The organism is Micromonospora sp. NPDC005197, from assembly GCF_040608295.1.
Lineage (GTDB): Bacteria > Actinomycetota > Actinomycetes > Mycobacteriales > Micromonosporaceae > Micromonospora.
The window spans coordinates 1-8,673 of sequence record NZ_JBEXHY010000178.1 but is presented as its reverse complement, the minus strand read 5'-3'; the positions used below and the strand labels follow the sequence as shown (position 1 = coordinate 8,673).

The window sequence follows — 8,673 nt, the reverse complement described above, 5'->3', positions numbered from 1 at the left end:
CCCCTGCAACCTCCAACTCCTCTACCAAGGCCGATCCCCCAACTCCGGCGGCGACTACGGCCTCCTGCCCTACCGCCCGGGCCTGCTCACCCTGCGGCGCTGACGCTCCGCCACTCCACGACCCGGGGCGGGTTCGGCATGGCGCCGAACCCGCCCCGGGCCGTACGTCCCTCGGCCGCCGCGACGTTCGGGGCGGGTCCAGGCATGCCGGCGCTACCGCTGGTCGCCGTCCAGGTAGCGCAGCACCGCGGTGACCCGGCGGTCGGCCCGGTCGTCCGGCGGGAGCTGGAGTTTCGCGAAGATGCTGCGGATGTGCTTGTGCACCGCGCCGTCGGTGACGAACAGCCGCTCGGCGATCGCCGTGTTGCCGAGCCCCTCGGCCATCAGCCCCAACACCTCACGCTCGCGCGGCGACAGCTCGCCCAGCGCGGTGTCCGGCCGGCGGTTGCGGGCGAGCAACTGCGCCACCACCTCCGGGTCGATCACGCTGCCGCCGTCCGCGACGCGACGCAGCGCGGTGAGGAACTCCTCGACCCGGCCCACCCGTTCCTTCAACAGATAACCGAGCCCGGCGGCGCCGACCGAGAACAGTTCGGTGGCGAACGCCTGCTCCACGTACGCCGACAGGACCAGCACCGCGAGGCCGGGTCTGCGGCGGCGGGCCTCCACCGCTGCCACGATGCCCTCGTCGGTGTGGGTCGGCGGCATCCGTACGTCGACGATCGCCACGTCCGGCGCGTGCTCGTCGACCGCGACCAGGAACTCTCCCGGGGTGCCCGCCGTGGCGACCACGTCCAGCTCCTCCGCCCGCAACAGCAGCGCCAAACCCTCCCGCAACAGCGGGTCGTCCTCGGCGATCACGATCCGCATGGCAGCTCCACGTGCATCCTCGTCGGCCCTCCCGATGGGCTGGTCAGCGTCATTCGCCCGTCGTACGCCTCGACCCGCCGGCGGATGCCGGTGAGCCCGGAGCCGCGTGCCTCGTCGGCGTCGCCGCGCCCGTCGTCCTCGATGGTGACCAGCAGCCGGCCGTGCTCGCGGCGTACGGCGACGTCCACCTGGCTCGCCCCGCTGTGCCGAACCACGTTCGTCAGCGCCTCGGCCACCACGAAGTACGCGGTGGCCTCGACCGACGCCGCGCAGCGGACGGCCACGTCCACCGCGAGCCGGCACGGAACCGCGCAACTGCCGGCCAGGCCCGCCAGCGCCCCGGCGAGGCCCCGGTCGTCCAGTACGGGCGGCAGGATGCCGCGCACCACCGTCCGCAGTTCGCCGAGCGCCTGTTCCGCCGCGTCCTGCGCCTGCCCGAGGATCTCGTCGGCCCGGTCCGGGTCGCGCCGTACCGCCCGGCGCGCGGCGCCAAGCAGCACGTTGACCGCTACCAGCCGATTCTGCGTGCCGTCGTGCAGCGACCGCTCGATGCGGCGCAGCTCCAGGGCGTGGGCATCCAGCGCCGCGGCCCGGGTGGCGGTCAGCGCGGCGACCCGCAGCGACAGGTCGACCCCCGGCGGCGGGGGCAGCAGCCACCGGCCGGGCCAGGACTGGAAGCGGGCCAGCGCCGGACCGAACCCGACCGCGGCGACCAGCCAGCCCACCCCGAGCACCCCGACCACGAGCGCCTCGGACAGCCCGTCGATGCGCCACCAACCGATCCCCGGTGCGCCGGCCTCGGGCGGGACCAGTCGGTACCACAGCGGGAACGTGATGTCCTGAAGGGCGTACAGCGGCAGGGCGAGGCCGACCAGCCCGGACACCAGGCCGGTGATCGAGTGGAGCGTGACCCAGCCGAGCTCCCGGCGGACGAACGGGTCACGCACCGCCTCCCGCAGCTCCTCCGGCACCGGCCCGGGAGCCGGGATCGTCGTGCCCAGACGGGACAGCCGAGCGCGCTCCCGATCGGCCACCGAGCGCACCGTCCGCAACGCGCCGGGCGCCAGCCGCAGACCCACCCCGATCAGGCAGGCCAGTGCCACGACCACCGCCCAGCACAGCGCGCCCATCGCCAGCAGCGCGGTGCCCAGCCCGCCGACGAGGTGTTCGAGGGCGTCGACCGAGGCGCGCACCCGGCCCCGCACGTACGCCATCGCCGCCCACCTCCCGCGCCAACATAGGCCACCGCGAGCACGGCCGGCAGCGTCCGCGGCGGAAAGTACAGCCTGCTGTACCGCCGCTCGTCGAGCTGGCGGGATCGTCCCCGTCGGGGTCGCCCGCCTAGCGTCGATGGTGTCGTCGAACGTCACCGAGGGAGACAGTCATGACCGACCCGTACCGCATCATCGAGGCCCCGGCCGCCGCACCGGAACGGCCCGGCGGCCTGCTACGTCCGCTGCTGTGGCTGGTGCTCTTCGTCAGCGCGGCGATCAACGCGGTGCTCTCGAGCGTTGTGGACAGCCCGTGGATCGGCTCGGTGTTCGGCCTGGTCGCGGTGCTCTGCGCGGCGGCGCTGATCGTCCACCACCGGCGCAACCGCTGACGTCGTCCCGTCGACGGCGCTCGTTTCACGGGCGTCGGGACGGTCAGCGCTCGGTGGCGCTGACCGTCATGCGCTGGGTGCCGAGCACCGAGAGCAGGCGTGGCGCCTCCGCGGAAGGTGAGCCCGGCACCGCGGTGTGGATGACGAGCCGCTGGTCACGGTCGGCGATGTCGAGGACGTCGCAGTTCACGGTCACCGGGCCGACCAGCGGGTGCTGAAAGGTCTTGATCAGGGTGTGCTCGTCGTCGACGTCGTGCGACTCCCACAGTTCGCGGAACCGTTGGCTGCCCGCGAGCAGGTCGCGGACCAGCGCCGCCACCTCGGGGTCGTCGGGGTAGCGGGCGGCGGTGGCGCGTAGTCGCCGGGCCGAACTGCGGGTGAACTCCTCGACGTCGGACACCCCGTACAGCACCCGGCCGTCCGGGTGCGGGCCGAGGAAGGCGCGGCGAACCAGGTTGCGGTCACGTCGGGGCAGCGCCGAGAAGTCCTCCATCAACGCCGCCGCGAGATCGTTCCAGGCGATCACCTCGTAGCTGGCCGACGTCACGTGGGCGGCCGCCTGGGGCAACCGCTCGATCAGGTCGAGGATGCTCTGCCGCACCTCGTGCGGCGGCCCGGCCGGCGGGGCCGGCGGCCTGCCGGCCAGATGGTGCAGGTGGTCGCGCTCGGCGTCGGAGAGGCGCAGCGCGCGGGCCAGGCCGGCCAGCACCTCGGGCGAGGGGTGCGGGGCGCGGGCCTGTTCGAGCCGGGTGTAGTACTCGATGGAGATGAACGCCAGCCGGGACACCTCCTCGCGTCGCAGCCCGGGCGTGCGGCGCCTGGTGCCGGCCGGCAGGCCCACCTCGGCGGGGGTGAGCCGCTCGCGCCGGCTGCGCAGGAAGAGGGCCAGCTCCTGTCGATTCACCCCTCAAGTGTGCGCCGCCGGACGGGCTCAGCCAGTGGCTCACCGCCTCCCGCACCGCGGCTCCGGCCTGTCAAGCCCTATGCAATCCGGGTATAGGTTCGCTGGGTGGATGTGGTCGCCGCCTGCCGGGCCTTCGTCGCCGTCAGTGGCCACGGCAGCTTCACCTCCGGCGCCGCCGCTGCGGGCATCCCCCAGTCGGTCGCCAGTCGCCGCATCGCCGCCCTGGAGGAGCACTTCGGGGCGCGGCTGTTCGACCGGTCGTCCCGCGCGGTGCGGCTGACGTCGTTCGGCCAGGACATGCTGCCATCGGCCCGGCGCCTGGTCGACCTCGCCGATGCCATTGGCGACGACGCCCAGCGGGCACGGTTGCGCCCGCTGCGCGTCGCCGTACCCGAGATCTGCTCGCCACACCACCTCGCCGCTCTGGTGGTCGCGGCGCGGCGGCAGCAGATCCACCTGGAGGTACGGCCGGCCGGCCCGGCCGAGCGTGAACGGCTCTGTCGGACCCTGGAGGTCGCTGCCGGGATCGTGGCGGTTCCGGAGGCGGCGGCGTCCTGGCGGGTGCCGCTCGGACTGGCCGCCCGGACCCCCTTCCCGGCGCCGACGGTGTTCCTGGAGACGCTGCGCAGCGGCCGGGCCCGCACGCAGGCACGCCGGCGGATCCTGATCCAACCCGAGGACGACGTCGCGCACCTGCGGGACCCCCTGACCCGTGCCAGCCAGGCGGCCGGCCTGGTGCCGGCCCAGGTGGCGGTCGCGCCGTCCCTCGTCGACGCCGCGGCAGCGGCCCTCGGCTCCCCCGACCTGCTGCTCTGCTCCCGTCAACAGGCCGAGGACTTCGGACTGCACTGGTGCCCCCTCGCCGACCCCCGGCTCCTGCGAGGCTACGAGGTCGCCGCCGGCGTACGCGAGGACCTCGATCAGCTCAGCACGGTCCTCGACGCGGACATCGCACGATGCCTGGGCGCGACCGATGGCCACCCGGGGCCGGCCAGGGGTCGCACACGCGGTGACCGCACGACGGGAGATCCCGCGTGAGCGCCACAGCCGTCGTCCGCAACGCCCAGGACCTGCTCGACGAGGCGGGGTTGCACGGCGCGTTCCTGGTCCGCAACCTCGACACCGGCGAGGAACTCGGCTTCGACGCGGACACCCCGTACCCGACGGCGTCGCTGGTGAAGGTGCCGCTGGCGGTCGCCGTGCTCGAACGGATCGCGCGCGGGGAACTCGACCCGGCGGCACCCGTTGACGTCCTGCCCGGTCGAATCACCACACCCGGCCCGACCGGGTTGAGCCGCTTCCGCCATCCGGCGCGGATCGCCGTGGACGACCTGCTCTACCTGAGCACCTCCGTCAGCGACGGAGTCGCAGCCGACGCCCTGTTCGACCTCGTCGGGCCCACCGAGGTCGCCGCCGAGCTGCGGCGACTGCGGATCGAGGGCATCGCCGTGCGACACCGGGTCGGCGACCTCGCCGAGACCCCGGCGGAACGTCTCGGCCCCGACGACGTACACCTGGCTCACGCCCTCGCCATCGGCGCCGGTACCCCCGGCCAGGGCCACCCGGTCGCCCAACTCGACGTCACCCGCGCCAACACCGGATCGGCCCGGGCCTACGTCGACCTGCTGCACGCCCTCTGGCGCCCCTCGACGATCCACGAGACCACCGCCGAGCGGGTACGCGCCCTGATGGGCGACAACCTGCACCGCCAGCGGCTCGCGCCGGACTTCACCTCCGACGCGTCCCGCTGGTCGTCCAAGACCGGCACCCTGCTGCACCTACGCCACGAGGTAGGGGTGGTGGACCACGCCGACGGTCAGTCGTACGCGGTCGCCGCGCTCACCGCCTCCCGGGTGCCCGCTGTCGCGCAGCCCGGCAGCGAGGCGACGATGGCACACGTCGCCCGGACACTGCACGGCCACCTCCGCACGGGCACCCTGCCCTGGTGGAGTTAGTCAGCTGGTGGCCCGGGCGCACGCTCGGCGGCACGGCACACCGTCACAACGCGGCGACCACGACCTCCGTTGCCCTGGCGATGAGGGCGTTGTCGTAGCTGGCGTCCTTCTCGTCGCGGCTGGACAGCACCGCGAGGACGATCGGCGCCCGGTCCGGCGGCCAGATCACCGCGATGTCGTTGCGGGTGCCGTAGCCACCGGCACCGGTCTTGTCCCCGACGACCCAGCCATCGGGAGCACCGGCGCGGATCAGCTCGCCGCCGGTGGTGTTGCCCCGCAGCCAACCATTGAGGATGTCGCGGTCCGCCGGTTCGAGGGCGTGGCCGACGGCGTACGCCCGCAGATCCTGGGTCAGGGCCCTCGCGGTGCTGGTGTCCCGCCGGTCACCCGGCCTCGCCTCGTTGAGCTCGGTCTCGTAGCGCGCCGGATCGGTGACCTTGTCTCCGACCTCGCGCAGTTCCTTCTCGAACTTCTGTGGTCCGCCGAGCTGACGCAACAGCAGGTTACCGGCGGTGTTGTCGCTGTAGCGCACGGCCGCGTCAGCGATCGCGCGCAGCGTCATGCCCTCGGCGACGTGCCGCTCCGTGATCGGCGAGTAGGTCACCAGGTCGTCCGCCGAGTACCGCACCACCCGGTCTAGCTCGACGTCGGTGGTCTCGTCGAGGACCTCGGCGGCGGCCAACGCCTTGTACGTCGAGCTGTACGCGAACCGCTCGTCGTCCCGGTACTGCACGGTCCGGCCAGTGCCGGTGTCGATCGCGTAGACCCCGAGCCGGGCGTCGAACCTCTCCTCCAGTTGCCGGAACTCGTGGGCCCGGTCAGCGGCGGTGGACGGGTTCACCGTTGCCGCACGGTCCGGCGTCGGCTGCTCGGAGGCATCGGCGGGGCCGCAGGCGGCCAGTGACACCACTGCCAGCGCGGTTACCAAACCGTCTGTCGAAAACACCATGATCGCTCCTTGTCGGTGTCGTGAGGTCCGGCGCGGGCGGCGCCGGTCGGACAAGGCTCGACCCTGACAGGGATTCGGCATGCGGTCGAAGACGGAACTGGCGGTGTTCATGCTGATCTGGCATCGCCCGCGCCCTGACCGACCTCGCTCCGCCGCTCGACTCGGACCCGTCAGGAGCTGGTCCGGCGAAGGGACCATCGGCGCACCAGAAGGCAGAAGCCCAGGGCGGGACCGGTCAGGCGGCTGCGACACGTCCGTAGCCTCGTCGACGACCCACTCAACCCCGGACGCCTCCGGTCGCGTCTCTCTCTGCATCCGCTCGTGATCGCGAGGCGGATATGACCTGGAGGTGGCGTGAGTCGGTACGAGGACGACGAACAGTTCCGGCTGTTCGTACAACGACAGTGGGGGCCGTTGCTCCGAACGGCCTACCTGCTGACCGGCGACCGGGGAACAGCGGAGGACCTGGCGCAGTCGGCGTTGGAGAAGACTCATCGGCGCTGGGGGCGGGTACTGCGCAGGGACGCCCCCGAGGTCTACGTACGCCGGGTAATGGTCAACACGGCGATCTCCTGGCGGCGTCGGCGGCGGCCGCTGGAGGTGCCGCTGCTGACCTCCGACAGCGCGCCGACGCCGGACGCGTACGCGCAGGTGGAGGAGCGGCAACTGCTCCTCACCGCGCTGCGGCGGTTGCCCCCCAGGACCCAGGCGGTTCTGGTGCTGCGCTACTTCGAGGACCTCAGCGAGGCGGACACCGCCAAGGTTCTCGGCTGTTCCATCGGCTCGGTGAAGAGCCAGGCGTCGCGCGGGTTGGCCCGGATGCGGGTGGAGTTCGCCCCACCCGCTTCCCAGTCCCCGGTACGGCTTGAGGAGGAACTGGCATGACCGAGAGCTTCGCAGATTCGACGCTCAGTCCTGCGCTATGGCAGGCCGCGCACGGCGTCAACGTAGCTGAGGACCCGTGGCCGGGGTTCGCCCGGCGCGAGCGACGGCACCGGCGGACGCGGCTGATGCGGGCGGTGGTGGCCGCTGCGGTCGGAGTCGCGCTCGTGGGGGTCCAGACCAACGTGGTGCCCCTGCCCGGATGGGCGCCTGGCATCGCGGTCGCTGCCGCACCGACAGCGCTGCTCGACGCGCCGCCCCGGGGCGCGCTGGCCGGCGATCAGGCCTGGCTGGACACGCTGCGGGCGCGGATCAGCACCGACAGCCCGTTGGGTGGCTGGAGCCCGGACGGCATCTGGAAGGTCGGCGATCGTGACCGGATTCGTTTGCTTTACGGCAGTGACCAGCCGGGCCAGCGGGTCGCGCTGGTCGCGGTGCCGCTCCGCCTCGGCCTACTGAGCAAGGAGGCGCTGGTCTGGTACGTGGGTCCGGCCGGGGCCGGCGCCGAACAGATGCGCTACGCCGGCCACAGCGAGGGCGTCGACGACCCGGTGATGACCCTGATGCAGGCCGGTCCCGACCGGGGCGGATTCGCGGTCGTCGTCGGGCCGGCCGAGTCCACCGTGATGATCAGTGGCGACCCTCGGTACACACCGAGGGGAACCCTGGAGTACCAGGACCTCGCCAGGGCGGACGGCAGCGGGGTCGGGTTCGCCGTCCTGCCCCCCGCGCCGCTTCGGAACGAACCCGTCGTCCGGGTCAGCCGTGGCGACCAGCTGCTCTACCAGGGGGGCCTGGGCGGCGGTCCGTACGACGCGATCGACCCGACCGGACCGGAGATGGACGTCCTGCTCGCCGCCGCCCGCCGGGGTGCCCGAGGTACGCCGGTGGACGATGCCAGCCTGCGCGACTTCGTCCAATCGGCACTCCTCGACAGTCGTCTCCCGGCTGCCGGGACGACAGTGCGGGTGCGTTGGTCGGGCAGCGGGCACGGCCAAGCCGCCACGCTGCTCACCGTGCAGCCTGCCGGCGGCGGGGTGATCGCGTACGCCAGACACGGCGACGACCGAACCGGCTGGTGGACCGACCTGCGGCTGCTGCTGCCGGCCGAGGGCGCCGACCAGCGACCAATCGGCTGGCGGATCCGGGCCGACGACGGCACCCGTCCGCCGACGGACCAGGTGCGGGTGATCGCCCCGCCGGACGCGGCCCGCGTCACGGTCACGATCGGCGGCGCACCCCCCGCCACGGTCACCCTCGACGCGTCGAACGCCGGCATCACCCGGATACCGCCGGACCAGCCGGCCACCCTCACCGCGTACTCCACGGACGGCAGCGTCCTCGGAGCCACTCCGGTGCCGCCGGTCGAGGCCGACATGTCGGGCCTGCCGGGCGACAGCCCGGCTACCCGGGTGACCCCCTGACGAACCGAATCATAGGCGAGTACCGTGTCAAGAGCCCGCGTGGCCACGTCAAGCAACTGTGGAGTGACCAGGATGTCTTCGCGGCC

General features: G+C 73.0%; 9 protein-coding genes. 5 read left to right on the top strand and 4 right to left on the bottom strand.

The genetic code is table 11. The annotated features are described in order from the left end of the window. Positions 1 to 213 precede the first annotated feature (213 nt). Positions 214 to 870: a response regulator transcription factor gene (locus ABZU46_RS29570; RefSeq protein ID WP_354862894.1), complete on the bottom strand. Its 657-nt coding sequence runs from the start codon at positions 868 to 870 to the stop codon at positions 214 to 216. Next, positions 858 to 2,084, bottom strand: coding sequence for a sensor domain-containing protein (locus ABZU46_RS29565; RefSeq protein WP_354862892.1), 1,227 nt, complete (start codon positions 2,082 to 2,084; stop codon positions 858 to 860). Before ABZU46_RS29565 ends, ABZU46_RS29570 begins: the two co-directional genes overlap by 13 nt. Positions 2,085 to 2,254: 170 nt before the next feature. Here ABZU46_RS29565 and ABZU46_RS29560 point away from each other — a divergent pair, with 170 nt between their 5' ends. Beyond that, the gene (locus ABZU46_RS29560) at positions 2,255 to 2,473 is read left to right on the top strand and encodes a hypothetical protein (RefSeq protein ID WP_354862891.1); all 219 of its coding nucleotides are present in this window, start codon (positions 2,255 to 2,257) and stop codon (positions 2,471 to 2,473) included. A gap of 43 nt (positions 2,474 to 2,516) precedes the next feature. On the opposite strand, the gene ABZU46_RS29555 is transcribed toward ABZU46_RS29560, so the two are convergent. Next, positions 2,517 to 3,377 (bottom strand): helix-turn-helix transcriptional regulator, encoded by an 861-nt coding sequence (locus tag ABZU46_RS29555; protein WP_354862889.1) that lies wholly within the window; start codon positions 3,375 to 3,377, stop codon positions 2,517 to 2,519. A 105-nt stretch (positions 3,378 to 3,482) separates the two neighbouring features. Here ABZU46_RS29555 and ABZU46_RS29550 point away from each other — a divergent pair, with 105 nt between their 5' ends. Further along, the gene (locus ABZU46_RS29550) at positions 3,483 to 4,415 is read left to right on the top strand and encodes a LysR family transcriptional regulator (RefSeq protein ID WP_354862887.1); all 933 of its coding nucleotides are present in this window, start codon (positions 3,483 to 3,485) and stop codon (positions 4,413 to 4,415) included. After that, a complete protein-coding gene (locus tag ABZU46_RS29545; protein WP_354862885.1) occupies positions 4,412 to 5,332 on the top strand; it encodes a serine hydrolase in 921 nt (306 codons plus the stop codon). The genes ABZU46_RS29550 and ABZU46_RS29545 overlap by 4 nt, the downstream gene beginning before the upstream one ends. A gap of 43 nt (positions 5,333 to 5,375) precedes the next feature. Here the strand turns inward: ABZU46_RS29545 and bla are convergent, their stop codons facing one another. Continuing rightward, the gene (bla, locus tag ABZU46_RS29540) at positions 5,376 to 6,281 is read right to left on the bottom strand and encodes a class A beta-lactamase (protein WP_354862883.1); all 906 of its coding nucleotides are present in this window, start codon (positions 6,279 to 6,281) and stop codon (positions 5,376 to 5,378) included. 354 nt (positions 6,282 to 6,635) lie between these two features. Here bla and ABZU46_RS29535 point away from each other — a divergent pair, with 354 nt between their 5' ends. Continuing rightward, complete coding sequence (locus ABZU46_RS29535; RefSeq protein ID WP_354862881.1) at positions 6,636 to 7,166, top strand: SigE family RNA polymerase sigma factor; 531 nt, start codon at positions 6,636 to 6,638, stop codon at positions 7,164 to 7,166. Next, entirely contained in the window at positions 7,163 to 8,587 is a 1,425-nt protein-coding gene (locus ABZU46_RS29530; RefSeq protein WP_354862879.1) for a hypothetical protein, read from the top strand. The genes ABZU46_RS29535 and ABZU46_RS29530 overlap by 4 nt, the downstream gene beginning before the upstream one ends. The last annotated feature ends 86 nt before the right edge of the window (positions 8,588 to 8,673 follow it).

What these genes read in the sequence shown, in the direction of transcription:
- ABZU46_RS29560 (WP_354862891.1), top strand. Translation starts at nt 2,255, where the DNA reads ATGACCGACCCGTACCGCATCATCGAGGCCCCGGCCGCCGCACCGGAA.
- ABZU46_RS29530 (WP_354862879.1), top strand. Translation starts at nt 7,163, where the DNA reads ATGACCGAGAGCTTCGCAGATTCGACGCTCAGTCCTGCGCTATGGCAG.
- ABZU46_RS29565 (WP_354862892.1), bottom strand. Translation starts at nt 2,084, where the DNA reads ATGGCGTACGTGCGGGGCCGGGTGCGCGCCTCGGTCGACGCCCTCGAA.
- bla (WP_354862883.1), bottom strand. Translation starts at nt 6,281, where the DNA reads ATGGTGTTTTCGACAGACGGTTTGGTAACCGCGCTGGCAGTGGTGTCA.
- ABZU46_RS29570 (WP_354862894.1), bottom strand. Translation starts at nt 870, where the DNA reads ATGCGGATCGTGATCGCCGAGGACGACCCGCTGTTGCGGGAGGGTTTG.